This window comes from Halalkaliarchaeum sp. AArc-CO (assembly GCF_024972735.1).
Lineage (GTDB): Archaea > Halobacteriota > Halobacteria > Halobacteriales > Haloferacaceae > Halalkaliarchaeum.
This window is the reverse complement of sequence record NZ_CP087723.1, coordinates 689637-714147: the sequence shown is the minus strand read 5'-3', so window position 1 is coordinate 714147 and position 24511 is coordinate 689637. Positions and strand designations below refer to the sequence as shown.

Here is a 24511-nt window from a genome sequence, read left to right as displayed (position 1 = left end):
ATCCTTATAGTACATTACAGAAAACCAATAACTGATAATGAGTAATCGACGGTCGGTTCAAAGAAGGGGACGGACGTCGAGGCGGAGATTTCTAGCCTTCGGTGGCGCCACCGTGGCGACGTCTCTCGGTGGCTGTCTCGGCGACGTCGGAGAAACGACGGACACCGTCACGTTCGGAACGCTGCCGATCGCCGCAGTTGCGGAGGTGTTCGTCGCCAAGAACCGGGGCTTTTTCGCGGATCGGGACATCGAGATCGAGACCGAACGAATCACCGGCGCCTCCCAGGCGGTTCCCCAGCTCGCATCCGGGGATCTCGACGTCGCGAGCGGTTCGATCGGGGCGGGCGTGTTCAACTCGATCGCCCAGGACGTCCCCGTTCGGGCGGTGGCAGACCAGACGCAGTACTGGGACGACCAGCCATCAGGTAACAGGTTCTGGATTCGAGCGGAGCTGTACCAGGAAGGGATGTCCTTTGCTGACCTCCCGGAGAACCCGACAGTGGCGATCAACGGGGAGGCGACGTCGATGGACTACCTTCTGGGGCGGCTGCTCCAGCTCAACGACATGGGTTGGAACGACCTGACGGTAACGGAGATGCCGTTCCCGGACATGATCTCGGCGATGGGCTCGGGGGAGATCGACGCCTGTACGATCCCCGATCCGCTCGGGCTGCAGGTCGCCCAGGAAACCGGCGCGGGCCAGTTGCTGTACGGCTCCCAGCTCGCCCCCCGGATGCAGATCGCGACGTATTTCTTCGGGGAGCCGTTCATGGAGAACCGACCCGACGTCGCCAGACGGTGGCTGGAGGCGTATCTCCTCGGCGTCCGCGAGTACTACGATATGGGCGGATTCCCGAACGAGGAGGTCGCCTCGATCATCAGCGAGGAGATCGACGTTCCCGTCCCCGCGATCCAGGCGTCGATCCCGTCGCTCGTCCACAAGAACGGCCGGATGAACGTCGACAGCTTGATGCGGCAACAGGAGTTTCACGCGTGTCGCGGCTATCTCGACGAGACGGTTTCCGCCGACGAAATCGTCGACGAAACCCTGCTGGACGCTGCCCTCGAGGAGGTCGGGCGGCTGGACGAGGCGGAAGCGACTCCCTCGGTGGACACGATCCACGAGTGGAGCGAGACGGCGCCGGCTCCGTACGCCCCGGTCGGAGAGATCACCGTTCCGGAGGGATTCCCCGGGGAACGGATCTGCGAGTGATACCCTGTGACGCTGGGATCTCCAGAGTTCGGATCGCGGTCGTGGTCGAACGTCTCCGAACGGAAACGTTCCAGTAGCTCCAGCCCCAACCAGCACCCAATGCGGGACGCTTCCGCCCCGGGCGAGGCCGGTGTCGGCGACGGGTCAGCCGGTAGCGAGTTACCCGACGGCACGGGGTCGGGGACGCCATCCGGACGAAGCGATCCCTGCCTCCGAGCGACTGCGGTCAACAAGGTGTACCGCTCACCCTCCGGGGACGTCTCGGCACTCGAAGACGTAAACCTCGAGGTGTACGACCGGGAGTTCTTCTGTCTGGTCGGCCCCTCCGGCTGCGGCAAGTCGACGTTCCTTCGGCTTCTGGGCGGGCTACTCGAGTGTGACTCCGGCGATATCGAGATCCTGAAACCCGAGCCCGAGGACGGGCCGACGACCAGTATGGTCTTCCAGGAGTACGGGATCTTCCCCTGGAAGTCCGTCGTGGAGAACGTCGCCTTCGGCCTCAAGATGCGTGGCGTCCCCAAACCCCGCCGCCACGAGATCGCCCGGCGGTACATCGAGAAGGTGAACCTGGACGGCTTCGAGGAGTCGTATCCACACCAGCTGTCCGGCGGGATGAAACAGCGAGTGAGCATCGCGCGAGCGTTCGCGAACGATCCCGAGATCTTCCTCATGGACGAGCCGTTCGGAGCGCTCGACGCACAGACGAAACAGTACCTCCTCGAGGAGTTGCTCTCCCTGTGGAACGAGTCGAAAAAGACCGTCGTATACGTCACACACGACATCGAGGAGGCGATCCACCTCGGGGACCGGATCGGCGTCATGTCTGCCAGACCGGGGCGGATAAAGACTGTCGTCGACGTAGATCTCGATCGGCCCCGAACCCGCGACAACATTCCGGTTGGCCGGTTCGAGGAGATCCAGGAAACGGTGTGGACCAGCCTGAGCGACGAGGTCGAGCGGTCGGTCGAACGATCGAGTGGGCGGACCCCCTGATCGGTCATGCAGTCCCGTTCGACAGTCGGCGCCCGGCTCCGATTGAACCTCCTTCCGATACTTTCGGTGCTGCTGCTGTGGGAGGTTGCCTCCCGTGCCGCCCTGATTCATCCGGTGTTCTTCCCGGCGCCGACGACGGTGCTTGTGGCGACCGTCGAGGAGTTTCTCCACGGGGAACTGCTGTATCACCTGGGGGTCAGCCTCCGGCGGATCCTGCTTGCATTCCTGGTTGGCGCCACAGGCGGGATCGCAGTTGGGCTGGTGATGGGGTGGTCACGCGAGATCCGGCTGCTGGTGAACCCCCACGTCGCGATACTGTATCCCGTCCCGAAGATCACGCTGTTGCCGATCGCGTTCTCGTTGTTCGGCGTCACGGAACTCGCGCGGATCCTCACCATGGGCCTTGCGGTGTTCCTGCTGGTGGCAGTCAACACGATGGCGGGCGTCAGGCAGATCGACGACGTCTACGTCGACGTCGCCATCGACAACGGGGCAGGGACGCTAGCGCTGTATCGGGAGGTCATCGTCCCCGGAGCATTACCGCAGATCACGACCGGACTCAGCCTCGGGTTCGGGATCGGGTTCGTGCTGATCGTCGTCATCGAGATGGTCGGCGCGAACTCCGGGCTCGGCTACGTGATCTGGAACTCCTGGCAGCTGTTCACGATCACCCGAATGTACGTCGCGCTTTTCGTCATCAACGTGCTCGGGGTCGTGTTCGTTTACGGTATCGAGGAGCTGGGCGAATACCTGACGCCCTGGGAGGGAGCATGACTGGATCACTGCACTCGGGGGTGGGGCTATGAGAAACCGCGAATACGCCGCCCAGATCGGCTCCGCCGTGGCCGTCCTGGTACTCTGGCAGCTCTCCGTCGACGTTGTCGGCCTAATCAACCCGTCTGTGTTGCCGGCGCCGACGGCAATCGCAGTCACGACGGCGACGCTCGCGACCGACGCGGGCTTTCTCGCCCACGTCGGGTCGACGCTCCGACGCACGGTGATCGCGTCGGCGTTCGCGGCCGGGTTCGGGATCGTGATCGGGCTGGCGATGGGGTACAGCGACACGATCCGGTCGCTGTTGGGCCCGATCTTCTCGGCACTGTACCCGCTTCCGGTCGTTGCGCTGTTGCCGCTTTTGATCCTGATCTTCGGCCGGGGTGACGGCGCGTTGATATTCGCCGCCGCGTTCGGCGGGTTCTTCCTCGTGGCGTGGAACGCCATGAGCGCCGCCGGGGGAATCGAGTCAGTGTACTTCGACGTCGCCCGCGACAACGGCGCAACGTCGACGTACGCCTTGTTCAGGGAGGTGCTGCTTCCGGGCTCACTCCCGGTCGTGTTCACGGGACTTCGCCTGGGGTTGAGCACGTCGTTTTTGATTGTGATCTCGGTGGAGCTGATCGCCGCCAACGACGGGCTCGGCTACTTCATGTGGGTCTCGTGGAACACCTATCAGCTCGGGGAACTGTACGCTTCGGTGGTCGTCATCGGCGCGTTCGGGATCGCGATCACCTACGGCCTCGAGCGGATCCAGCGCTATCTGGTCCCCTGGGAGGAAGAAACGCCACACAGAAGGATGATGTGACCCAAAGACGACGTTCTCTCCGACGACGATCCCACAACTCTTAACCCCGACAACTCCGGATTTTCCCTATGGACGAATCGGAAGTGCGCGAGTTGCTCGAAGCCGTCGAGGATCCGGATCTCGGGGACGACATCGTCTCCCTGGGGCTCGTAAACGCCATCGAAATCGAAGAGGAGACGGTCCGCGTCTCGCTTGCCCTCGGGGCACCGTACGCCCCACACGAGAGTCAGATCGCAAACGACGTCCGTGAGGTACTCTCTGCAGAGGGGCTCGAGGTCGACATCTCCGCGGCAGTTCCCTCCCAGCTGTCCGAGGAGGAGCAGGTGTTACCGAACATCAAAAACATCATCGCCGTCGCCTCGGGGAAGGGCGGCGTCGGGAAGTCGACGGTTTCGGTCAACATCGCGGCCGGGCTCTCCCAGCTCGGCGCCCGCGTCGGGCTGTTCGACACCGACGTGTACGGGCCGAACGTCCCGCGGATGCTCGACGCCGACCAGCACGCCCAGGCGACCGAGCGGGAGACGATCCTCCCGCCGGAGAAACACGGCATGAAGCTGATGAGCATGGGCTTTCTCGTCGGCGAGGAGGAGCCGGTCATCTGGCGGGGTGCGATGGTCCACAAGGTGCTCACCCAGTTGATCGAGGACGTCGAGTGGGGCGAACTCGACTACCTCGTGCTCGACATGCCGCCCGGAACCGGCGACACCCAGCTCACCATCCTCCAGACGCTACCGCTCACGGGCGCCGTCATCGTCACCACCCCGCAGGGCGTCGCGGTCGACGACGCACGCAAGGGACTGCGGATGTTCGGCGAACACGGCACCAACGTGTTGGGAATCACCGAGAACATGTCCGGGTTCCGCTGTCCCGACTGTGGCAGCTTCCACGAGATCTTCGGCTCGGGCGGAGGAGAGGAGTTCGCCGCGGAGAACAACCTGCCGTTCCTCGGCGGGATCCCGCTGGATCCGGCCGTCCGCTCGGGCGGCGACGAGGGGAAGCCGGTCGTGATGGACGAGGACAGCGAGACCGGCGAGGCGTTCCGCACGCTCACGGAGAACGTTGCCAACAACGTCGGCATCGTCCGGCGTCGCGACGCGAGCCAGCAGAACTCCTGATCGACGTCAGTACCGCTCATGAGTGGCGAAGACGACCCCGAACGCGCCCGAATGCTCCGTGAGGTGGCCGAGGACGTCCGCGGCGGAAGCTCCGAAAGCGAACAGGTCGCCGCGTTCCTCTACCGGGTGTCGGACCTGTACGATCCCGACGAGGAGACTACCCCCGAAGACATCTACCGGAACGTCCGCAACATCATGCGGATCAAAGAGCGGGGTACCCTCGATCGGGATCGGTAGCCGAGATCAGCCATCCGGTCACGCCATCGACCGCACGAACTCGCCGCGATTTTCGAGAAACTGTTTTCCGAAGAACTGTCCGTGGAAGCCGAACGGCAACACGCAGGGAAGCGGCGCCCTGGCGAGTTCCGCGAACGATCCGGCGTCCAGCACGAGCAGGAACGACCGGGCCCCGGACTCGTCGACTGGCGCCGGGTGATCGGCGTCGAGAACGACCGAGAGGACGACGCCGTCGTCCTCATCTTCGTCGTCCTCGTCTCCGTCTCCCTCACCGTCTCCATCTCTCCCACCGTCTCCGTGGTCGGCATCCCGTGTTGCGAGCGTGCGCGGGACGAACACCGGCTCTCCCGGGTAACAGTCGTCCTCCCGCCACACCCGAGTCGTTCGCGCCTCGAGATCGATCTTGCAGAGCCGGTCGGGAAGGGTTCGCGCCGGTCGATCACCGTTACCTGCGGCGTAAACGTACCGATAGGGACGTCCGTTCATCCGGCTGTAGTTGACGGTCGGGAACTCGACGGGAGCGTCGTAAAGCGACTCCGTCGTCGCCGAACGTTCGGCGACGCCGTTTCGCGCTGTCGGGATCGACAGTTCGTGTCGCCGGAGCTGTCCGCCCGGCAGCGTCGCCTCCGAGTTCCGCAGGGTGGAAAGCGAGAGCGATCGGACGATCTCGGCATCGTCGTAGGCGACCAGATCCACGACGAGGCCCGTTCCGTCGTCCGTCCCGTTCCCGCCGTCCCCCACCGGATGCTCGAAGGCGTTGACGTGGTGGAACGCAAAACACGGATCGAGGGGCGCAATCGCGACGTGCTCGCCCGTCTCGCGGTCGAACACGAGCAGGTTCGCGTCGTCGTCGGTCCACTCGAACGCCTCACTGATCGGCCCCTCATCGAGCAGGTCGAGGGGCTCGATCCGGAACGGTGACTCCAGCAAAACCACGTGGCCGTCCGTCAGACCGAACGAATGGAGGTAGGCGGGTCGCTCGCGTTCGAGGCGCCCGAACGTCTCGAACGTCTTCTCTCCGAGCTCGCGACGGCAGAGCAGATACTCGCTGGTCCATCCAAACCTGGTGCCGACCGCGATCGCCTCGCCGCGTCGGTGATCCCGATGGACGTGCGCGAGCAGCATCGTCGCGTCGGTGTCGACAATCCGATCGACAGTCGGTCCCGAATCGAGCGTCTCCAGATCGACGACGACCCCCCGCGGCGTCTCGGTCACCGCACGGATCGAGCCGTCGACGACCTCGAACCCGACGGAGGCGTTGTCGGTCGGTGCGGGCGAAAGCACCCGACCCAGCCGCTCGAAGACGTCGGCGTACGGGTCGGTGCCGAACTGGTCGCGCGCGAGGCGACCCTCCGTGTCGACCGACTCGAACTCCTCGGATCGGAGAAACCGTGCGGCAAAGGAAACGTAGTTCGACGCGCCGTCGAGACGAAACCGGCGCAACAGTGCGAGACCGTCGAACCAGTGGTTCACCGAGCGCCCGTCCGCGATCGTAAACCGACCCGGACCGTTACACAGCAGCGTGCCCGCCAGCCAGTCGGGAAGTTCCCCCTCGACGCCGAGCGCCGTCTCGCCGAACTCGCGATCGAGATCCCGGAGCCCGACGGCGTGTTTCGACTCCATCCCTATCGATCGCACGCACTCCACCCCCTAAACTGTCGTGTCTTCCCGGCAAAAAACGGACCGCACTGCGATCGAACTCGGCGGCTAGAGGAAGTCTTCGACGTGGTCTGCGACTTCCTCGGGCGTGTCGCCGACGGGGACGCCCGCCTCGTTGAGCGCCTCGATCTTGGATTCGGCGGTGCCGGTGCCGGAGCCGGAGACGATGGCGCCGGCGTGACCCATCCGCTTGCCCGGCGGGGCGGTCCGGCCGGCGATAAAGCCCGCGACCGGAGTGTCCATGTGCTCGGCGATGAACGCCGCCGCCCGTTCCTCGTCCTCCCCGCCGATCTCGCCACACATGACGACGGCGTCGGTGTCGGTGTCGGCCTCGAAGGCTTCGAGCGCGTCGATAAACGACGTCCCGATGATCGGATCCCCGCCGATGCCGACGGCGGTAGTCTGACCGATCCCCCGCTGGGTGAGGTTGTCCACCACCTGGTAGGTGAGCGTTCCCGACCGAGAGACGAGTCCGACGTTCCCCTCCGCGAAAATGTTGCCCGGCAGGATGCCGAGTTTGGCCTCGCCCGGCGTGATGATCCCCGGACAGTTCGGTCCGATGAGCCGGGTGTCGACCTCCGAAAGCCGCTTTTTGACCCGTGCCATGTCCTGGGTCGGAATCCCCTCGGTGATGGCGACCACCAGATCCAGATCCGTGTCCAGCGCCTCGAAGATCGCGTCGGCCGCAAACGCCGGCGGAACGAACACGACCGACGCGTTCGCGTTCTCGGCCTCGACCGCCCGATCGACGGTGTCGTAGACGGGGACGTCGTGGACCGACTCGCCGCCCTTTCCGGGGACGGCACCGGCCACGACGTTCGTCCCGTAGTCGATCATCTGTTCGGCGTGGAACCGACCCTCGCCGCCGGTGATGCCCTGTACCACCACTCGCGTGTCGTCGTCGACGAAGATACTCATTCTTCGGTCACCTCCTCGGTGTTCGCGATCGCACGCTGGACGGCTTCCTCCAGCGTCGGTTCGACGTCGACGAGATCCGTATCGAGGATCTCCATTCCCTCCTCGGCGTTCGTGCCTGCCAGCCGAACGACGACCGGCTTGGGAACCGTCTCGAACGCCGACAGCGCCTCGTTGATCCCCCGAGCGACCTCGTCGCCGCGGGTGATCCCGCCGAAGATGTTGAACACGACCGACTCGACGTTCGGATCCGAAAACACCAGATCCAGCGCGTTCATGACGCGTTCGGCCTTCGCGCCGCCGCCGATGTCCAGGAAGTTCGCGGGGTCGCCGCCGTAGTAGTCCACCAGGTCGAGCGTCGTCATCACCAGGCCCGCGCCGTTGCCGATGATACCGACGTTACCCGAGAGCCGGACGTAATCGAGGTCGTACTCGCCGGCCTTCCGCTCGAGGTCGTCCTCGTAGGCCTCCTCCTCGAGTTCGGCGAGTTCGGGCTGGCGGAACAGCGCGTCCTCGTCGATGTTCATCACGGCGTCGGCGGCGACGACCTCGTCGTCGCTGGTGATCATCACGGGGTTGACCTCGATCTCGGAGGCGTCCCGCTCTTCGAAGAGGTCATACAGCGTCGAGAGGATCCCGGAGACGTCGCGCGCGAACTCACGGGGGACGCCCGCGTCGTAGACGGCCTTGCGAGCCTGGTACGGCTGCATGCCGAAGGAGGGATCGACGTGTTCGCGGGCGATCGCCTCGGGCGTCTCCTCGGCGACCTGTTCGATGTCGACACCGCCCTCCGTCGAGACCATCGCCACGGGCCGTCCCTTCCCGCGGTCCATCGTCACGCCGACGTACAGTTCGTCGACGAAGTCGACCCCTGCCTCGACGAGCACTTTCTCGACGGTGTATCCCTTGAGATCCATCCCGAGAATCTCCTCGGCGTACGTTTCCGCCTCCTCGCGGTCGCCTGCGATCTTGATCCCGCCGGCTTTCCCCCGACCGCCCACGTGAACCTGGGCCTTGATTGCCGCGGGGAAGCCGATCTCGTCGACCGCGTCCAGAACCTCCGACACGCTCGAGGCGAGCCTCGACTCCGGTACTGGAATTCCCGCGTCCGCGAAGATTTCCTTCGCCTGGTGTTCGTGCAGTTTCATACGTCCGTATCCGCGTCCGATAGTCGCTTAAAACCGTCCATTCTCGGCTCGCGTCAACGAGGCACATTCCCGGCACTCTACCGCCACCCATCTCCGAACTCGACAACCCCTTTATCAGGGGAGCGTCTACTGCCCGTATGGATCCACCTCGCGACGCGGTGGTCGACGGCGGGAACACAACAGTAGTCGGCGACCTGCTCTCGCGGGAGCGCCGGAGCGCCGATCCCGCACTCTACGACGCCGGCTCGGACCGCGAGTTCAGCTATCACGACCTCATCACGACCTCCTACAGGGCGTGTAACGTCCTCAGGTATCTCGGGACGACAGGCGGATCCCGGGTCCAGATCGAACCGGAACTCGCGCCCAAACCCCTGTTTACCTTCCTCGGTGCCGCAATGCTGGGCGCGCCGGTGTCGTTTGCCCCGCAAACTGCCCCGAAGCCGGACAGCGCTCCCGCGGCCACGGTCGTTCCCGCCCGACGCGAGCGCGAGTTCGACCTCCCACCCGGAAGCAAACTCGCAGTGTACGGTGGGGGGCCCGACGACCCCCGGACGACCCACTGGGAAAAGGAGGCCTGGAGCGAAAATCCCGGCGTTCCGCCGTACGACGTCGCGCCCGACGACGTGTTGCTCGAGGTCGACGCCGACGTCTCCGGGGCGGGACCTGTCGTCACTCACGCAGCCGCACTCGGGGCGGCAGCCGTCGCCGCTTCCGGAATGGACCTCTCTGCCGACGACAGGGTCGCCGTCTACGGCTTACCGACGGATCCGCGCGTCCTCGCGGCGGGCGTGCTCGCCCCGATCACTGTCGGCGCGACGGTCGTGCTTCCCGACGAGCGAGACCACGGACCGGCAGACGTGACTGTCGCCGTCGTGGACGCGGGAGCCACAGGCGGCGACGTCGCCACGTTCGAGGTGGAGCGGATCGATCTGCCCTGACAGCGATCAATCGGCGTCCTGGCCGGAAAGCAGCTCCCGCGTCTTCGCGTGCCGCCGTCGAAACATGCCGTCGAATCCGAGGGACGAAACCGGTGACGCGAGGACGTTCAGCCGGCCGCCCGGGAGCTCGTACTCGACGGTGTCGACCATCACCGTCTCGTCCGCGTCGCCGAAAAACGAGTGGGTGTGCTCCCACTTCCGGAACGGCCCGCCGACCATGTCGTCCCGGAACCACGCGCGACCCTCCTCGCGGCAGCGTTCGACGATCCGGGCGGTAAAGGAAAACCGAGGACCGACACCGAACGGGCGCATCGAGAGCCGGAGCTGTGCCCCCTGTTCGAGTATCGGTGGGTTCCGCTCGCCGTCCGGACCGCGAACCGACTCGACGGACATTCCCATCCAGTCGGGCGTCAGCGCCTCCAGTCCATCGGGCCGGGAGTGAAACTCCCAGACGTCCTCGAGTGGGGCGGCGATCCGCGTCTCGCGCCTGTAGGTGGGCATGTTCCGGGATAGGGCCCGAATTCGGTTAACCGCTCTGCCGCCGATCCACCGATCATCATCCACCAGCATATAAGGTGTATTATCGAATATATCCATACGAACGTCCAGATAGATCGGGAATATTTGCGCGAGAATTCCAGATATCTCGAAGAAATTCCTCTACTAGGATAATTATAAGTAGGTTACTCCCCTGAGAATGGCTGTGATGTCAACGAAAACCACACCGCCGCCCCCGGCACCCGATTGGGTCGCTCCCTCGCAGTGTCCCTTCTGTGAGGCGGCCCTTGCGGATCCGGGAGCGGGATTCATGGAGCACCTGCGGGAGAATCCGACCTGCGAACGCGGATTCGAACAGTGGCGAAACAACGTCGCCGACGACATGCGCGGGGAGTGGGGTGGTTGACGGGGTCGGAAAGTCACCTCGCGGAGCCGCCGGCCTCCTGTCCGGCACCGCCTGCCACATTCTCTCCAGTCGTCGCGTCGATTGGAGTGTCTGATTTTGCTGCCTCGTTGTGACCTAAAGTCCTTTGAGCGTCGATACCAAACGGAGAGTATGCAACCCTCCAGGGAGCGCGAGGAGACCGATGCCGGAGCGGGCGAGTCCGTCGAGGACATCATCGACGAGAGCCTTCTCGACGACGACCTCCTCGAGGACGGTCCACACGCCGGAGGGTCATCCCGGGAGACCGGCGTGACGGAAGCCCCCGAATCGGCTCCGGACGCGGCCGAGACAACCGACGGCAAACCCCCGCTCGTTGGGACGAACGGGCGACTGTTCTCGGGGAAGGCGACGCTTCTCGCGATCCTCCTGACCGGGATCGGCATGTTCCTCGGCGGGGCGATACCGCTTATCGGGGGAATCGGCCGGTTCGTCGGATTGTTTCTGGCAGCGTTCCTCGTGGGACTGGTGCTTTCCGAACGGCGCTACCTCGAGACGGGACTCGTCGGCGCCGGCGCCGCGACCGTCACCGTCCTGTCGGGGTTTCTCGGGGGCGCGTTCCTTCCGGTGAGCCTGCAAGTGCTCCAGGATTACGGCGTGAGCTTCGCGATTGTCGCCGCCGCGGTCGGACTGGTCCTGGCGGTTGTCGGACACTACCTGGGCCGGGATCTCCGGGACGGGCTCTCCCGGGACCTGGAGTGAGTTCCCGGAACGGAAGTCAGGGTATCTCGAACCGGTTCCCGCGGCGGGCGAGCAGCCCGCGGTTTCCGAGCACCACGAGTGCCTCCTCGACCGTCTCCCGCCGGGCGTTCATCTCGGCTGCGACCGCCGAGGGCGTTCCGTCGGTCGCCGCGACCGCCGCAAGCACCTCGGCGTAAAACTGGGAGTCCGCCTCGGTGCCGAGATAGTCGCTGAACTGATCGAGTACTTCCGTCAGTCGGCCGTGAACCCACCGCTGTGCGATCGACAGCTCCCGGGTGAGGTCCCGGAGGTCCTCGTACTCGGCGGCCAGTTCCTCGACGTCGGCTGGACCGTCACTCTCCGGGATCTCGACCGACAGGTGGGGACACCGGCCGTTCATGTCGAGATCGAGGTTCGCCGGGTAGGCGCTCTTGGCGTCGAAGCTGTACGGGGAGAGACTCACCTCGAGCCTCACGCTCCGGGAGATGTGAAAATACTTCCGGCGCTTCTGGTCGGTAACCGATTCGATGAGACCGGCCTCCTCCAGCTTCCGGAGGTGGTCGATCACCGCTTTCGGACTGACGCCGAGATACTCGCTGATCTCCGTGACGTAGCAGGGTTTCTGCGAGAGGAGACGGAGGATCCGTCGGCGGTTCTCGTTGCCGAGCAGATCCAGGAGTACCGCGGAGTCCATATACATCAGGTAAACGGTTTATATATAAAAGGGTTTCTTCGATGGCGCCGCCGCCGGCTAGAACCGGCTCTCGAATCCGATGCCCAGCGACTCGTCGGTGCGGGCAACGCTCTCGCCGGCGTCGACGTCCGAACAGACCGCCCGGATCGCGTCGACGTTCTCGGGGACGACGTCGCTTTCCTGGTGGATCGCCTGGAAGAGATACAGGTCCCGTCCTTTCGTCGAGATCGAGCGACCCCAGATACAGTTCTCCCACAGATCACCCCGCGGCCGACCGGCGTCGAGCGCGTATTCCTTGAGCTTTCCCGCGCCGTCGATGTCCGCCTCCTCGGGGATCAAAAAGAGTCGGGACTCCGCGTCGAGCAGTTGCCGGATCTCCTCTGCGGGAGGGGTAGCGTCGAGAGTGACGTTGACGCCGTGCATGTGCATCATCGTCGCCGGCACCTTCATCCCCATCGTGTCGATGTCCAGTTCGGGGAAGATCGTCTTCACGTCCGGGCCGTGATGGGACGGAATCTCGACGGGGTCCGGAAGGATGTCGTTTATCGGCCCCCGATCGGATTGGCCGGGATCGCCGCCCCGCCGCACCAGCGTCGCCCGGGTCTTCCGGACGCCGTACTCCTCCCGGAGCGGTGCGAGCAGCCGCGAGAGCCCCGTCGTGTTACACGAGACCACACGAACGTAGTCGAGATCCCGCACGGCATCGTAGTTGGCACGGGCGACGAAGCTCCCGTCTGCCACGTCGGCGTCTTCCCCACCCTGGAAGATCGCTGGCGTCTGATACGCCTCGTACATCGCACGGTTTTGTGCGCCGATTCCGGAGGGACAGGTGTCGACGACGACGTCGCTCGCGCCGACCAGTTCGGTCACCTCGCCGGCGATACGGATCCCGGCGGCGTCGAACGCGCCCGCCCGTTCCGGGATCGCCGCATACAGCGGATACCCTTTTCGCACCGCCGTGTCGGCCTCGAAGTTCGGCCGGGTTTTCGCGACGCCCACGAGTTCCATGTCGGGCTGGGCCGTCACCGCGTCGGCGACGCGCTTGCCGATGGTGCCGTACCCGTTTATGCCCACACGTATCATTACCGAAGCCTCGCTTCCGGTTCCGTATAATCGTTTCGAGTGTTCGTCCCAGGGAATTAACTTCCTTGCGAGTAACGATATCGGAGTGGCCACGGGGGGACGGGCGACGGAACGACCGGAAGGACAAGACTCAGGGAAGCAGCAGCAAATACGGACAGTATGGTCGAACGACTACGGAAACCCGCCGAGACTGCGGTGCTGCAGTGTTTGTCGCTCGGATCCGGTGAGTCGTGTGCGGTCGTCACCGACGAGAAGCGCCGGCCGATCGGCGAAGCGTTGTACGAGGTAGCACGCGAGGTCACAGACGAGGCGGTACTGCTGGAGTATCCCTCGGGGAAACAGCACGGGAGTGAGCCGCCGGTCCCGGTTGCAGCCGCGATGAAGGGCGCCGACGCGTTCCTCGCTCCGACGACGAAGAGCCTGAGCCACACCAGAGCTCGCGGGGACGCCTGCGAGGCCGGCGCCCGCGGGGCGACACTCCCGGGGATAACCGAAGAAGTGTTCGTCGCCGGCCTCGACGCCGACTACGACGCGATCGCGGACGCCTGCGAGGCGGTTCACGATCGGGTCGCGGATGCAGACGAGATCCGGATCACCTCCCCGCAGGGGACCGACCTCACCGTCGAATCCGGCGATCGGGAGTGGCTCTCGGACACCGGACAGATCCAGGAGCCGGGCGCGTTCTCGAACCTTCCGGCCGGCGAAGTGTTCGTCTCGCCGGAGACCGCCGAGGGACGGTACGTCGTGGACGGCACGATGATGCCCCACGGGTTACTCGAGGGGCGAACCCTGGAGTTCGAGGTCGAGGACGGGTTCGTTACGTCGGTTTCGGACGAGGAGATCGGAGCGCAGCTCGAAGCTGCCGCGGAATCGGTCGGCCGGGACGCGTACAACCTCGCGGAACTCGGGATCGGGACCAACGTCGGCGTGACCGAGCTTGTGGGGTCGGTGCTGCTCGACGAGAAGGCAGGGGGGACGGTACATCTCGCGATCGGCGACGACGCCGGCATCGGCGGCGACACCGACGCCCCCGTCCACCTGGACGGAATCTTGCGGGAGCCGACGGTGTACGCCGACGGCGAGGAGATCGATCTCCCGACGTCCGCCGACTGCTGACGCCAACCGCCGTTGGCGGAGATGCGCGCTTTTATACGCTCCAGTCGTCAATTCTCGCCAATGACCGATATCGAAGCCGGCGACCGGATCGCGGTCGCGTGTCCCTCTTGTTCTCCCGACGCCGAGGTGGTCCACGAGGTGCTCAAGCCCGGGGGCCAGGTTACCGTTCGGTGTACCGAGTGTAGCCACGTCCACAAGGAACGCGTCGAAATCGAATCCGACGTCGAACGGACCGTGGTCGTCTCCCAGTCGGGCGAATCGTTCACCACCACGATCGAGATGTCCCCCTCGGACAGCCTGTCGGTCGGCGACGAGTTCGTCGTGGACAGCAAAGAGGCGCTGTTGACCGCGCGGATCACCGCACTCGAACGCGGCGACGGCGACCGGGTGGAGGAAGCGACCGTCGAGGAGGTCGACACGATCTGGACCCGCGCTGTCGACAACGTCTCGGTAAGCGTCACCCTCCATCCGGGCGACGGGAACCGCGATCAGAGCCGGAGTCTCACGATCAACGTTCCGGGGGATTACGAGCTCACCGTCGGGAAATCGGAGACGTTCGGCGACGAACAGTTCGAGATCGAAGGGATCCAGATCCGCTCGGACGCCGACGGCTACCGGTTCGAGAAGTTCGGCCACGAGGGCGACAGCGTGTTCGCCAAAGACGTAAAGCGCGTGTACGCACGCGACGAGACGACTGACGCCTGGTCCGCCTGGTAGCCGCTACGGCCGGCCCCAGCACCGGCAGTTTGCCCTCCTTTGAACACCTTTGGACAATACCGAACATATATGTACATTGGCTTCGGAGGAGGACGTATGAGCAGTCGCGAAACGGAGGAGACGGAATCGGTGGGCGGAAGCGGCGAACCGGGCGACTTCGACGGTTACGGCGGTCGATACGTGCCCGACGTGATGGGGGAGCCGCTCGATCGGTTGACCGAAGCGTTCGATTCGATCGTGAAGACGCCGGAGTTCCAGGCCCGATTCAGGGACACCCTCGAGGAGTACGCTGGCAGGCCGACACCGATCACGTACGCGCCGGGGCTCTCCGAGCGATACGGGGCGGACATCTACCTCAAGCGGGAGGATCTGCTCCACGGCGGCGCCCACAAGATCAACAACGCGGTCGGACAAGCGCTTCTGGCGGTCGAAGCCGACAAAAAGCGGCTGATCGCGGAGACGGGCGCCGGCCAGCACGGCGTGGCAACCGCGATGGTCGGAGCGCTGTTCGATCTGGACACCGAGATCTACATGGGTCGAAAGGACGCCAATCGCCAGCGGATGAACGTCTTCCGGATGCGCCTGATGGGCGCGGAGGTAAACGAGGTGACCGAGGGCGGTGCCGGCCTCGCGGACGCGGTCGACGCCGCGCTGGAGGATTTCGCCCACAACGTCGAGGACACCCACTACCTCGTCGGCTCTGCCGTCGGGCCGGACCCGTTCCCGCGGATGGTCCGGGAGTTCCAGTCGGTGATCGGCGAGGAGGCGCGCGAGCAGTTCCACGACCGGACGGGCGAGTTGCCGGATGCGGCCGTCGCCTGCGTCGGCGGCGGGTCGAACGCGATCGGGCTGTTTCACGCGTTCCGGGACGACGAGGTCGCGCTGTACGGCGCCGAAGGCGGCGGCGAGGGCGCCGATTCGCCCCGTCACGCCGCACCGCTCGCGTCGGGACGCGACGACGTCCTCCACGGAATGAAAACCCGCGTCATCGGCGAGGACGTGGAGGTCCACTCGATCTCCGCCGGGCTCGACTATCCGGGCGTGGGGCCCGAACACGCGATGTTCCGGAAGGCCGGACGCGTCGACTACCGTGGCGTCGACGACGACGCGGCTCTCGCAGCGTTTCGCGACCTCTCGGAGGCGGACGGCATCATCCCCGCGCTGGAATCCAGCCACGCGATCGCGCTTGCAAAGGAGCTCGCCGACGAGCACAACACCCTCCTCGTCAATCTCTCTGGCCGCGGGGACAAGGACATGGAGACCGCCGCCGAGCGGTTCCACCTCCAGGGAACGGAGATCTGAGGGCGGCCGCGGAGGAGGCCGGAACGACCCTCCGCTGTGGTGCGATCGTCGTCGGAATAGCGATCATCCGTCCCCGTGACCTCCCGCACAAGGCAAAAAGCCTATAATCAGCACAAGGCAAAAAGCGGGTAGAGATGGTATCCACGATTCCACTGTTTCCCGGCATTCCCGGCGGGCCCGAACTCCTGATCGTGCTGTTGGTGCTCGTGCTGCTGTTCGGGGCAAACAAGATCCCCAAACTCGCGCGGTCGACCGGCCAGGCCATGGGCGAATTCAAGAAGGGTCGCGAAGAGGTCGAAGAGGAACTCAAGGAGATGCAAGATGACACGCTGAAGTCCGACGTCGAGGACGTCGAAGACGTCGAAGACGACGAGACGGTCTCCTCGGTAGAAGACGAGGAAACCGAAGTCGATCGGTCCGCAGAGGAAGTCTAAAACCGCCTTCGGGCTCGCCGAACTCTTCCTTCCTGGGCGTGTGGCCAAGCGGATACGGCACGAGGTTCCTAACCTCGGGATCGCGGGTTCGAATCCCGTCACGCCCGTACCGTGTGGCGAACGTAGTGAGCCACCGGTACGGCAAAAAGGGATTCGAACCCGGGGAGTCGCAGCCCGGAACGGCCGAGCGAAGCGAGGCCGCAGGCCCGGACCGTCTCCACTCGGTTCGAATCCCGTCACGCCCGTTTTCCTGCGAGCGATAGCGAGCAGTGAAAACGGCCAAAAGGGATTCGAATCCTACCAGTCGCGCGCAGCGAACGACTGTGAGCGAGCACGTCTGGTTTCGGTTCGAATCCCGTCACGCCCGTTCCCTCACTTCGTTCGGTCACGGGCGCGACTTACCCCCGCTCGCTTCGCTCACGGCTTCGCCGTTCGCTTCTCGAGGTGCTCCCTTCGGTCGCACCTCGCATCGATCGCGGGGATCCCGTCACGCCCGTTTTCCTGCGAGCGATAGCGAGCAGTGAAAACGGCCAAAAGGGATTCGAATCCTACCAGTCGCGCGCAGCGAACGACTGTGAGCGAGCACGTCTGGTTTCGGTTCGAATCCCGTCACGCCCGTTTTCCTGCGAGCGATAGCGAGCAGTGAAAACGGCCAAAAGGGATTCGAATCCTACCAGTCGCGCGCAGCGAACGACTGTGAGCGAGCACGTCTGGTTTCGGTTCGAATCCCGTCACGCCCGTACCGTGTGGCGAACGTAGTGAGCCACCGGTACGGCAAAAAGGGATTCGAACCCGGGGAGTCGCAGCCCGGAACGGCCGAGCGAAGCGAGGCCGCAGGCCCGGACCGTCTCCACTCGGTTCGAATCCCGTCACGCACGTTCCCTCAGTTCGTTCGGTCACGGGCGTGACTTACCCCCGCTCGCTCACGGCTTCGCCGTTCGCTTTTCGAGGTGCTCCCTACGGTCGCACCTCGCTTCGCTCGCGGGGATCCCGTCACGCGCGTTTTCCTGCGAGCGATAGCGAGCAGTGAAAACAGGCGTGTGGCGAACACGGGGATTTCGCGGGGGCCGTCCGACTCTGACCCTTCTAGACGAGTGTGAGGCCGCCGTCGACCACCAGCGTCGCGCCGGTAATAAACGCCGCGGGCTCGGAAGCGAGATAGGCGATCGAACTCGCCAGTTCTACGGGATCGCCCTGTCGGCCGACTGGCGTCATATTCACGGCCGCCCCGATCTCTTCCTCCGTGGCGACCTCCTCGGCTGCACCCGTGTCGATCATGCCGGGAACGATGGCGTTCATCGTGATCCCCTGCGGACCGAGACCGATCGCAGCGCTCCGGGTAAAGCCGACGACGCCACCCTTGCTCGCGGCGTAGTGTGAGAGGTCGCCGGACCAGCCGATGTGCCCGCCGGACGCCGAGGAGACGTTGACGATCCGGCCGTAGCCCTGCCCGCGCATCGCCGGGAGAACGGCTTTCGTACAGTTGAACACGCCGGTCAGGTTGATGTCGATCACCCGCTGCCAGTCCTCGGGAGTCATCTCCTCGAGAGTGGCCGTCGGGAAGATCCCCGCGTTGTTCACCAGGATATCGACGCCGCCGAACTCCTCGAGTGTGTCCTCGACGACTTCCTGTGCCTGTTCGTAGTCAGTGACGTCGAGTTCGCGGACGAGCGCAGTTCCCCCGCGTTCCTCGACGGCCTCGCCTACCGCTTCGCGTTCGGGGATGACGTCGGTCACGACGACATCGGCACCCTGTTCGGCCAGCAACGTCGCCGTCGCTTCCCCGATTCCACGTCCTGCTCCCGTCACGATCGCGACGCGGTTACTGAAATCTATCATCGCAACCGAACCTACTCCTCCCACGGTAATAAAATAGTTACTTGGTTAACATATGACCCGATCATATGCCACAAAAAGGTTCTTTTTAGGCGAAATCCGGCATTCGTGACAGAGCGGACGTGAACACGTGTCGAGAGTGAAATCACAAGAATCAACGTGACCACGAGAGAACCGGACGACCGACTGAACACCGATGACGCTTTTTGCACCACTCGACGAAACCGAGCTCTCCCGAATTCACGAGGAGTCGGTGAAACTGCTGTCGAACCAGGGCGTCGACGTCGCCGACGAAACAGCCAGAGACCGATACTCGGCAGGCGGTTGTGAGGTGTCGGGGACGACAGTTCGGATCCCCGAACCGGTGCTCGAACAGTCGATCGATCGGGCACCGGAGTCGTTCACACTGCACACTCGCAACGGCGACGCGGTGGTCGTCGGCAAGGGGGAACCGGTGTTCGCCCCGGCGTTCGGACCGACCGAACTGTACACCGAAGGGGACGGGTTCCGGGAAGCGACACTTGCCGACGTCGAGACGTTCGCCAGGCTCGCTCACGAGGAGGACGTTGTCGACTGTGCCGGATACAACGTCTGTGAACCGGTGGACGTGCCGGAGCCGCAGCGTGCCCGCGAATCGATGAAGCGGACCCTGCTGACGACCGACCTTCCCGTCGTCGGATCAGCGTACGGGCGCCGTCGGTCCCAGGAATGTCTCGAACTGGCCGGGATCGCGGCCGACGACCCGGATCTCACCCGGCCGCGCGTGCTCGGCCAGGTGTCGCCCGTCTCGCCGCGCCGCTGGCCCGAGGCGATGGCTGCAGGGCTGCTCACGTACGCCGCGCGTGGACAGCCGGTGATCGTGATGTCCCAGCCGCTCGCGGGCGCCTCCGCCCCGGCGACGCTCGCGGGCGCGGTGATTCTGGCAAACGCCGAGATCCTCTCGGGGATTGTCCTCGCACAGCTGGAAAACCCTGGGACACCCGTCGTGTACGGATCTGCGCTCACCGCCCTCGATATGGAAACGACATCGATCGCTGCGGCGGCCCCCGAGGCGGCGCTCGGAGCGGCCGCGACCGCCCAGCTGGCGAGATCGTACAACCTGCCGAGCCGGGGCGGCGGCGGGGTGACCGACGCAAAGCGGCTCGACGACCAGGCGGGCTCCGAATCGATGCTCGGCCTGCTGGCAGGTATCGACGCCGGAATCGACTTCACCTTGCACGCGGTCGGAATCCTCGATTCCTACCGGGCGGTATCCCCGGAGAAGTTTCTGCTGGACTGTGAACGGATCCGAGCGATCCGGCGGATCCGGCAGGGGATCGACGTCACAGGGGAGACGATCGCCGGAGCGCTGCTGGCTGAAACCTCCCCGGACGGGGATTTCTTGAGCGCTCGCCACACCGTCAAACACGCCCGCAAGTCACTGTTCCGTCCAGATCTCGCGGTTCGGGATGCCGGCGATAGCCCGAACGTGAGCGGGAGGTCGGCCGTCGAACGCGCGCAGGCTCGCGTCGAGACGTTGCTGGACCGGTACGAGCCGCCGGCGATCGATCCGAGCCTCCGGAAACGGATCGAATCGTACGACGGTCACGACGCGTGATCGACTTCGAACGCGGTTCGTGACGGACGCCGAGGTGTCGGTCCGACGCGGCGTCGAATCGTGCTCCTTAAGGGTCCAACGGGAGATTTTCATAGCATGAGTGACGAACCGCAGGCAGACGCGGACGACGCCGTCGACGCCGAGGAGTCCGAGACCGAAGCGGAAACGGAAGCCGAATCCGCCGGGATCGGCGACGGAGACTTCGTACGCATCGCCTACACGATCCGGACGGTCGACGACGGGACCGTCGTCGACACCACGGACGAGGAGATCGCCGAAGAAGCCGGTATCGACGACGAAGACTACGAGTTCGGCCCCCGGACGATCGTCGTGGGTGCGGGTCACGTCTTCGACAGCGTCGAGGAGGAACTCTCCGGCGCCGAAGCCGGCGACGAGGGCTCGGTCGTGGTCGACGCGACGGAAGCCTTCGGCGAATACGATCCCGATCAGGTCCGGACCGTCGCCGCAGACAAGATCCCCGAGGACGACCGGTACCCCGGCGCGCCCGTGACCATCGACGGCGACCAGGGGCACCTCGAGACGATCATCGGCGGCCGCGCCCGGGTCGACTTCAACCACCCGCTCGCGGGCGAGGACCTCGAGTACGACTACGAGATCGTCGAGGTCGTCGACGACCGCGAGGAGCAGGCTGCCGGCCTGCTGGGGATGTACCTCCAGCAGACGCCCGACGTCCGCATCGAAACGGTCACCGAAGAGGAGGAAGTCGTCGTCGAACCCGACGAGGAAGCGGAGGAATCCGACGAGGACGAAGGAGATAGCGAGGGAGAGGACGACGAAGAAGACGACGAGCCAGCAGAACCCGAAACGGAGCTCCAGGAGGTCGACAAGGAGGTCCTCTACATCGAGGCCACCCCCGCGATGTCGATGAACCAGCAGTGGCTCTTCTCGAAACAGCAGATCGCCCAGGATCTGATGGGCCGGCTAGACCTCGACCGGGTCGTCATCGAGGAGGTCATCGAGGGCGGGATGATGGGCGGCCTCGGCGGCATGATGGGCGGCGCCGGCGGCGCCGGCGACGTCGAACTGGATCCCGACGAACTCGCCGCCGAACTCGGCGACGAGATCGACGAGGACCTGGACGAGGAGCTCGGCGAGGAACTCGAAGGAATCGCCGACGACGAACTCGGCGACGAATAACGCCGCAGGATTCGTTTTTCGCAGTCGCCTCCGTTCGGTAGCGACCTCCTCGCTCGCCAGTCGGAACGCCCGCGGTCAGTCCCGGAAACCGGGCCGCCACAGCAACAGCCCGACCGCGAACAGGAATACCAGCGTCGAGAGGTCGATCGACAGCGAGTACACCGCCGTAGCGAGCCCCGAGGATCCACCGGCGGCGCCGGCGACGACGGAGGCGAGCAGCGAGAAGCTACAGCCGACGCAAGCGAACAGGCCGAGCACGCCGGAGGCCGCGGCGGATGTCGCATCGGCGATCGCCGCGTACACCAGATACGACAGCGTCGCGTAGCCGACAACGAGATACGGGATCACCGTCACGTGTCCGACCGCGGTCACGTAGCTTACCCGGGGGCCCCAGCCCGGCGACGCGAGCGCCACGTCGAGTCCCGTCTGCACGTGGTGAGCGTGATCGCCGTGCGTGCCGATCAGGCCGGCGATCCACACGACCAGCAGGAAGTAACCGACCGCGACCGCCGCACCGACTATCCTGGCACGGGTGCTACCGGTTTTCGGCCCGACACGGAACGGTGCCCACAGCCCGACGGCGACCCACGCCAGCGGATACAGCAGATACCGCGGCTGTGTCGCCTCCGCATCGGTGGCCAGAAAGTACACCGCGACGAACGCCAACTGGATCGCCAGCAGCCCGCCGATCACCATGACGTCGCGACGCAGGTCAGAACGCGAGAACAGCTCTCCGATCCGTCCGGTCACCGCCCCGAAACGTCCGTGAGAGTTCGCCGATCGTCCGCCGGTGTCCATCACCTCGGGGATGACGACCGTCCGGACAAAAGGATGTCGGCGCCGCCGATCCTTCCCGATCGTCCGTTAAAGTCAAACCGACTCCTCGCGAACGTGAGCCCATGAGCGTCGACCAGGAACAGCGGACCGTCCGGTGTCTCGTGGCGAAGGTAGGGTTGGACGGCCACGACCGGGGGGCACACGTCATCGCCCGGGCGTTCCGGGACGCCGGGTTCGAGGTGATCTACTCGGGGCTTCACCGGTCGCCCGACGAGATCGTGCAGGCGGCCGTCCAGGAGGACGTCGACGTGCTGGGAATCTCCATCCTGTCGGGGGCACACAACACGCTCGTCCCGAAGGTGCTCGACGGCCTCGCGGAGTACGGCGCCCTCGAGGACACCCTCGTGCTCGTCGGAGGGATCGTCCCCGACGACGACGAGGAGGAGTTGAAGGAACTCGGCGTCTCGGAGGTGTTCGGTCCGGGAACGCCGATGGAGGAGACGATCTCGTTCGTCAGGGAGAACGTCCCGGAGCGGTAGCCGCATGAGTCGGGGTACCGAGACCGACCTCGTCGACGAGTTGCTCGATGGCGACCATCGGGCGCTCGCGCGGGTCATCTCGAAGATCGAAAACAGGCGGCCGGGGTACAGACAGCTGGTCTCCCGGCTTCACACACACGCCGGAAACGCACAGATCGTGGGCGTCACCGGCTCTCCCGGAGCAGGGAAGTCGACGCTGGTCGACAAGCTGGCGAAACGCTACCGCGATCGCGGGGAGACGGTCGGCGTGATCGCGGTCGACCCCTCCTCTCCGTACACCGGCGGCGCGGTGCTCGGCGACCGGATCAGGATGGCCTCGACAGTCGGCGACATGGACGTATTCTTCCGGTCGATGAGCGCCAGGGGGCAGCTGGGTGGGCTCTCGATGGCGACCGCCGACGCAGTGACGGCGCTGGACGCGTTCGGGAAGGACCGCATCGTAATCGAGACGGTCGGCGCCGGGCAAAACGAGGTCGACGTCGTCGAGACCGCCGACACCGTCGCGGTCCTCGTCCAGCCCGGGTCGGGCGACGACGTACAGATGCTCAAGGCGGGAATCCTCGAAATCGGCGACGTGTTCGTCGTCAACAAGGCCGACATGGAGGGTGCAGACAGGACCGTCGCCGAACTCGAGGAGATGCTCCACATGCGGGACAGCCCCACCGCCGGACTGAACACCGGCCACCACGGCTTCCAGTCGATCGAGGCCGGAGACGGAGACGCGAGCAGAGACGGCCCGACGGAGAGGATCGAGTCGGTCGACGGCGAGGAACCGACCGACGGGAAAGAGCCAGAGTGGAACCCCTCGGTCGTCGAAACCGTCGCGACGACCGGCGACGGGATCGAAGAACTGCTCGAACTGATCGATGCCCACTACGCGCACCTCGAGGCGTCAGGAGAGCTCGAAGAGAAGATCGAAAACAGGTACGCGAAGGGGATCAGGACGCTGCTCCGCAACGACGTCGCGGCGCTCGTCGAACGGGAGCTGGATCGCCACGGAGGGATCGACCGACTCGCCGAGCGGGTGGCCCGGCGGGAGACCGACCCGTACGCGGTGGCCGAACGGATCGTCGCACCGATCGAGAAGTGTCTCGACGACAACCGTGAGTGATCGCTCCACCCCGGGATCGTTTTACACCCGATGGGCCGGCGTCTACGACCGGATCGCCAGCGACGCCCCCGGCGTCGTCCGGATGCGGTCGACGTTCCTCGACCTCCTCTCGCCGTCCCGCGGGGACGTGGTCGTCGAGATGGGCTGTGGTACCGGGGCGAACTTCCCGTGGCTCCGGGACCGTGTCGGCCGGGAGGGAACCGTCGTCGGCGTCGACCTCTCGGAAGGAGTTCTCGAGCGGGCGCACGACCGGATTCGTCGACACGGCTGGGAGAACGTCCACGTGGTTCGGGGCGACGCGACCCGCCCACCGTTCGTCGGGGAGTCGACGGCGGTTCCCTCCGAGTCACTCGGACTCGGGGTCGGAGAAGTCGACGTCGTGCTCGCGACGTTCGTCGTCGGAATGCTTCCCGATCCGGGAGGCGCAGTCGAAGCGTGGGCAAAGCTCGCCGGCGAAGGCGGCCGACTGGGGCTGTGCAACCTCGCCCGGAGCACGACCCCGCTAGGTCGACTCGGCAATCCGGCTTTCGCTGCGCTGGTACGTGCGAGTTCACCGCCGGGCGGACAGGGACGAACCCGGTGCGCCGCACAGTTGCTCGACGAGCGCGTTCTGGCGGGTCACCGGACGCTACACGAGCGCTGTGAGGGCGTGGTGAGCCGGCGAGCGTTCGGTGGATTCGTCCGCATGTCGGCCGGAACCATCGAATCCGACGTGTGACCGATCTG

Annotated in this window: 26 protein-coding genes and 1 tRNA gene; 19 read left to right on the top strand and 8 right to left on the bottom strand. The window is 65.2% G+C overall.

What is annotated here, in order from left to right; translation table 11 throughout:
* Positions 1 to 112: 112 nt before the first annotated feature.
* The 6 genes from AArcCO_RS04260 to AArcCO_RS04235 all read left to right on the top strand — a co-directional run bounded on the left by AArcCO_RS04260 (position 113) and on the right by AArcCO_RS04235 (position 5140).
* A complete protein-coding gene (locus AArcCO_RS04260; RefSeq protein WP_259535198.1) occupies positions 113 to 1213 on the top strand; it encodes an ABC transporter substrate-binding protein in 1101 nt (366 codons plus the stop codon).
* Positions 1214 to 1312: 99 nt separating this feature from the next.
* Positions 1313 to 2206 carry an ABC transporter ATP-binding protein gene (locus AArcCO_RS04255; protein WP_259535197.1) on the top strand — a complete coding sequence of 298 codons (894 nt, stop codon included), beginning with the start codon at positions 1313 to 1315 and terminating at the stop codon, positions 2204 to 2206.
* Positions 2207 to 2212: 6 nt separating this feature from the next.
* On the top strand, positions 2213 to 2980 hold the full coding sequence (locus AArcCO_RS04250; RefSeq protein ID WP_259535196.1) for an ABC transporter permease: 768 nt from the start codon (positions 2213 to 2215) through the stop codon (positions 2978 to 2980).
* Between the two features lie 28 nt (positions 2981 to 3008).
* The gene (locus AArcCO_RS04245) at positions 3009 to 3788 is read left to right on the top strand and encodes an ABC transporter permease (protein WP_259535195.1); all 780 of its coding nucleotides are present in this window, start codon (positions 3009 to 3011) and stop codon (positions 3786 to 3788) included.
* A gap of 68 nt (positions 3789 to 3856) precedes the next feature.
* The gene (locus tag AArcCO_RS04240) at positions 3857 to 4903 is read left to right on the top strand and encodes an Mrp/NBP35 family ATP-binding protein (protein WP_259535194.1); all 1047 of its coding nucleotides are present in this window, start codon (positions 3857 to 3859) and stop codon (positions 4901 to 4903) included.
* Positions 4904 to 4921: 18 nt separating this feature from the next.
* On the top strand, positions 4922 to 5140 hold the full coding sequence (locus AArcCO_RS04235; RefSeq protein WP_345780876.1) for a DUF7976 family protein: 219 nt from the start codon (positions 4922 to 4924) through the stop codon (positions 5138 to 5140).
* Between the two features lie 18 nt (positions 5141 to 5158).
* Here AArcCO_RS04235 and AArcCO_RS04230 read toward each other — a convergent pair whose 3' ends face one another.
* The 3 genes from AArcCO_RS04230 to sucC all read right to left on the bottom strand — a co-directional run bounded on the left by AArcCO_RS04230 (position 5159) and on the right by sucC (position 8862).
* On the bottom strand, positions 5159 to 6763 hold the full coding sequence (locus AArcCO_RS04230; protein ID WP_259535193.1) for a carotenoid oxygenase family protein: 1605 nt from the start codon (positions 6761 to 6763) through the stop codon (positions 5159 to 5161).
* Positions 6764 to 6847: 84 nt separating this feature from the next.
* Positions 6848 to 7717 (bottom strand): succinate--CoA ligase subunit alpha, encoded by an 870-nt coding sequence (sucD, locus tag AArcCO_RS04225; RefSeq protein WP_259535192.1) that lies wholly within the window; start codon positions 7715 to 7717, stop codon positions 6848 to 6850.
* A complete protein-coding gene (sucC, locus tag AArcCO_RS04220; RefSeq protein WP_259535191.1) occupies positions 7714 to 8862 on the bottom strand; it encodes an ADP-forming succinate--CoA ligase subunit beta in 1149 nt (382 codons plus the stop codon). Before sucC ends, sucD begins: the two co-directional genes overlap by 4 nt.
* Before the next feature lie 137 nt (positions 8863 to 8999).
* Here sucC and AArcCO_RS04215 point away from each other — a divergent pair, with 137 nt between their 5' ends.
* Complete coding sequence (locus AArcCO_RS04215) at positions 9000 to 9800, top strand: acyl-CoA synthetase family protein (protein WP_259535190.1); 801 nt, start codon at positions 9000 to 9002, stop codon at positions 9798 to 9800.
* Between the two features lie 6 nt (positions 9801 to 9806).
* Here AArcCO_RS04215 and AArcCO_RS04210 read toward each other — a convergent pair whose 3' ends face one another.
* Positions 9807 to 10301 (bottom strand): SRPBCC family protein, encoded by a 495-nt coding sequence (locus AArcCO_RS04210; protein ID WP_259535189.1) that lies wholly within the window; start codon positions 10299 to 10301, stop codon positions 9807 to 9809.
* Positions 10302 to 10506: 205 nt separating this feature from the next.
* Between AArcCO_RS04210 and AArcCO_RS04205 the strand changes: the two genes are divergently transcribed.
* Positions 10507 to 10704, top strand: a complete 198-nt coding sequence (locus AArcCO_RS04205) for a DUF7501 family protein (RefSeq protein ID WP_259535188.1) — start codon at positions 10507 to 10509, stop codon at positions 10702 to 10704.
* 150 nt (positions 10705 to 10854) lie between these two features.
* The gene (locus AArcCO_RS04200) at positions 10855 to 11442 is read left to right on the top strand and encodes a DUF8526 domain-containing protein (RefSeq protein ID WP_259535187.1); all 588 of its coding nucleotides are present in this window, start codon (positions 10855 to 10857) and stop codon (positions 11440 to 11442) included.
* Positions 11443 to 11458: 16 nt separating this feature from the next.
* Here the strand turns inward: AArcCO_RS04200 and AArcCO_RS04195 are convergent, their stop codons facing one another.
* Together AArcCO_RS04195 and AArcCO_RS04190 are read right to left on the bottom strand one after the other, a co-directional pair.
* Entirely contained in the window at positions 11459 to 12115 is a 657-nt protein-coding gene (locus AArcCO_RS04195; RefSeq protein ID WP_259535186.1) for an ArsR/SmtB family transcription factor, read from the bottom strand.
* 57 nt (positions 12116 to 12172) lie between these two features.
* Positions 12173 to 13198 carry a type II glyceraldehyde-3-phosphate dehydrogenase gene (locus AArcCO_RS04190; protein ID WP_259535185.1) on the bottom strand — a complete coding sequence of 342 codons (1026 nt, stop codon included), beginning with the start codon at positions 13196 to 13198 and terminating at the stop codon, positions 12173 to 12175.
* Positions 13199 to 13357: 159 nt separating this feature from the next.
* On the opposite strand from AArcCO_RS04190, the gene AArcCO_RS04185 reads away from it, so the two are divergent.
* From AArcCO_RS04185 to AArcCO_RS04165, 5 genes are all read left to right on the top strand, one after another.
* A complete protein-coding gene (locus tag AArcCO_RS04185; protein WP_259535184.1) occupies positions 13358 to 14314 on the top strand; it encodes an aminopeptidase in 957 nt (318 codons plus the stop codon).
* Positions 14315 to 14374: 60 nt separating this feature from the next.
* A complete protein-coding gene (locus AArcCO_RS04180) occupies positions 14375 to 15031 on the top strand; it encodes an HVO_0476 family zinc finger protein (protein WP_259535183.1) in 657 nt (218 codons plus the stop codon).
* 96 nt (positions 15032 to 15127) lie between these two features.
* The gene (trpB, locus tag AArcCO_RS04175; protein WP_259535182.1) at positions 15128 to 16333 is read left to right on the top strand and encodes a tryptophan synthase subunit beta; all 1206 of its coding nucleotides are present in this window, start codon (positions 15128 to 15130) and stop codon (positions 16331 to 16333) included.
* A 134-nt stretch (positions 16334 to 16467) separates the two neighbouring features.
* The gene (tatA, locus tag AArcCO_RS04170) at positions 16468 to 16767 is read left to right on the top strand and encodes a twin-arginine translocase TatA/TatE family subunit (RefSeq protein ID WP_259535181.1); all 300 of its coding nucleotides are present in this window, start codon (positions 16468 to 16470) and stop codon (positions 16765 to 16767) included.
* A gap of 34 nt (positions 16768 to 16801) precedes the next feature.
* A tRNA-Arg gene (locus AArcCO_RS04165) sits at positions 16802 to 16874 on the top strand.
* A gap of 979 nt (positions 16875 to 17853) precedes the next feature.
* Here the strand turns inward: AArcCO_RS04165 and AArcCO_RS04160 are convergent.
* On the bottom strand, positions 17854 to 18606 hold the full coding sequence (locus tag AArcCO_RS04160) for an SDR family NAD(P)-dependent oxidoreductase (RefSeq protein ID WP_259535180.1): 753 nt from the start codon (positions 18604 to 18606) through the stop codon (positions 17854 to 17856).
* Positions 18607 to 18799: 193 nt separating this feature from the next.
* On the opposite strand from AArcCO_RS04160, the gene AArcCO_RS04155 reads away from it, so the two are divergent.
* Complete coding sequence (locus AArcCO_RS04155; RefSeq protein WP_259535179.1) at positions 18800 to 20200, top strand: trimethylamine methyltransferase family protein; 1401 nt, start codon at positions 18800 to 18802, stop codon at positions 20198 to 20200.
* A 96-nt stretch (positions 20201 to 20296) separates the two neighbouring features.
* On the top strand, positions 20297 to 21358 hold the full coding sequence (locus AArcCO_RS04150; RefSeq protein WP_259535178.1) for an FKBP-type peptidyl-prolyl cis-trans isomerase: 1062 nt from the start codon (positions 20297 to 20299) through the stop codon (positions 21356 to 21358).
* A gap of 75 nt (positions 21359 to 21433) precedes the next feature.
* Here the strand turns inward: AArcCO_RS04150 and AArcCO_RS04145 are convergent, their stop codons facing one another.
* Positions 21434 to 22108, bottom strand: coding sequence for a DUF7546 family protein (locus AArcCO_RS04145; RefSeq protein ID WP_259535177.1), 675 nt, complete (start codon positions 22106 to 22108; stop codon positions 21434 to 21436).
* Positions 22109 to 22257: 149 nt separating this feature from the next.
* On the opposite strand from AArcCO_RS04145, the gene AArcCO_RS04140 reads away from it, so the two are divergent.
* Genes AArcCO_RS04140 through AArcCO_RS04130 form a run of 3 tightly spaced genes read left to right on the top strand, consistent with a single transcriptional unit; the run spans position 22258 to position 24503 of the window.
* The gene (locus AArcCO_RS04140) at positions 22258 to 22674 is read left to right on the top strand and encodes a cobalamin B12-binding domain-containing protein (RefSeq protein WP_259535176.1); all 417 of its coding nucleotides are present in this window, start codon (positions 22258 to 22260) and stop codon (positions 22672 to 22674) included.
* A 4-nt stretch (positions 22675 to 22678) separates the two neighbouring features.
* Complete coding sequence (gene meaB / locus AArcCO_RS04135; protein WP_259535175.1) at positions 22679 to 23785, top strand: methylmalonyl Co-A mutase-associated GTPase MeaB; 1107 nt, start codon at positions 22679 to 22681, stop codon at positions 23783 to 23785.
* Positions 23778 to 24503 (top strand): class I SAM-dependent methyltransferase, encoded by a 726-nt coding sequence (locus AArcCO_RS04130; protein WP_259535174.1) that lies wholly within the window; start codon positions 23778 to 23780, stop codon positions 24501 to 24503. Before meaB ends, AArcCO_RS04130 begins: the two co-directional genes overlap by 8 nt.
* Positions 24504 to 24511: the final 8 nt, after the last annotated feature.

Bases quoted from the DNA above. Each gene is read 5' to 3' on its own strand.
- AArcCO_RS04235 (WP_345780876.1), top strand. From the start codon at position 4,922: ATGAGTGGCGAAGACGACCCCGAACGCGCCCGAATGCTCCGTGAGGTG.
- AArcCO_RS04190 (WP_259535185.1), bottom strand. From the start codon at position 13,198: ATGATACGTGTGGGCATAAACGGGTACGGCACCATCGGCAAGCGCGTC.
- AArcCO_RS04230 (WP_259535193.1), bottom strand. From the start codon at position 6,763: ATGGAGTCGAAACACGCCGTCGGGCTCCGGGATCTCGATCGCGAGTTC.
- AArcCO_RS04180 (WP_259535183.1), top strand. From the start codon at position 14,375: ATGACCGATATCGAAGCCGGCGACCGGATCGCGGTCGCGTGTCCCTCT.
- sucD (WP_259535192.1), bottom strand. From the start codon at position 7,717: ATGAGTATCTTCGTCGACGACGACACGCGAGTGGTGGTACAGGGCATC.
- meaB (WP_259535175.1), top strand. From the start codon at position 22,679: ATGAGTCGGGGTACCGAGACCGACCTCGTCGACGAGTTGCTCGATGGC.
- AArcCO_RS04140 (WP_259535176.1), top strand. From the start codon at position 22,258: ATGAGCGTCGACCAGGAACAGCGGACCGTCCGGTGTCTCGTGGCGAAG.
- AArcCO_RS04200 (WP_259535187.1), top strand. From the start codon at position 10,855: ATGCAACCCTCCAGGGAGCGCGAGGAGACCGATGCCGGAGCGGGCGAG.
- sucC (WP_259535191.1), bottom strand. From the start codon at position 8,862: ATGAAACTGCACGAACACCAGGCGAAGGAAATCTTCGCGGACGCGGGA.
- AArcCO_RS04205 (WP_259535188.1), top strand. From the start codon at position 10,507: ATGTCAACGAAAACCACACCGCCGCCCCCGGCACCCGATTGGGTCGCT.
- AArcCO_RS04245 (WP_259535195.1), top strand. From the start codon at position 3,009: ATGAGAAACCGCGAATACGCCGCCCAGATCGGCTCCGCCGTGGCCGTC.
- AArcCO_RS04240 (WP_259535194.1), top strand. From the start codon at position 3,857: ATGGACGAATCGGAAGTGCGCGAGTTGCTCGAAGCCGTCGAGGATCCG.
- AArcCO_RS04160 (WP_259535180.1), bottom strand. From the start codon at position 18,606: ATGATAGATTTCAGTAACCGCGTCGCGATCGTGACGGGAGCAGGACGT.
- AArcCO_RS04150 (WP_259535178.1), top strand. From the start codon at position 20,297: ATGAGTGACGAACCGCAGGCAGACGCGGACGACGCCGTCGACGCCGAG.
- tatA (WP_259535181.1), top strand. From the start codon at position 16,468: ATGGTATCCACGATTCCACTGTTTCCCGGCATTCCCGGCGGGCCCGAA.
- AArcCO_RS04155 (WP_259535179.1), top strand. From the start codon at position 18,800: ATGACGCTTTTTGCACCACTCGACGAAACCGAGCTCTCCCGAATTCAC.
- AArcCO_RS04215 (WP_259535190.1), top strand. From the start codon at position 9,000: ATGGATCCACCTCGCGACGCGGTGGTCGACGGCGGGAACACAACAGTA.
- AArcCO_RS04250 (WP_259535196.1), top strand. From the start codon at position 2,213: ATGCAGTCCCGTTCGACAGTCGGCGCCCGGCTCCGATTGAACCTCCTT.
- AArcCO_RS04195 (WP_259535186.1), bottom strand. From the start codon at position 12,115: ATGGACTCCGCGGTACTCCTGGATCTGCTCGGCAACGAGAACCGCCGA.
- AArcCO_RS04185 (WP_259535184.1), top strand. From the start codon at position 13,358: ATGGTCGAACGACTACGGAAACCCGCCGAGACTGCGGTGCTGCAGTGT.
- AArcCO_RS04255 (WP_259535197.1), top strand. From the start codon at position 1,313: ATGCGGGACGCTTCCGCCCCGGGCGAGGCCGGTGTCGGCGACGGGTCA.
- AArcCO_RS04210 (WP_259535189.1), bottom strand. From the start codon at position 10,301: ATGCCCACCTACAGGCGCGAGACGCGGATCGCCGCCCCACTCGAGGAC.
- trpB (WP_259535182.1), top strand. From the start codon at position 15,128: ATGAGCAGTCGCGAAACGGAGGAGACGGAATCGGTGGGCGGAAGCGGC.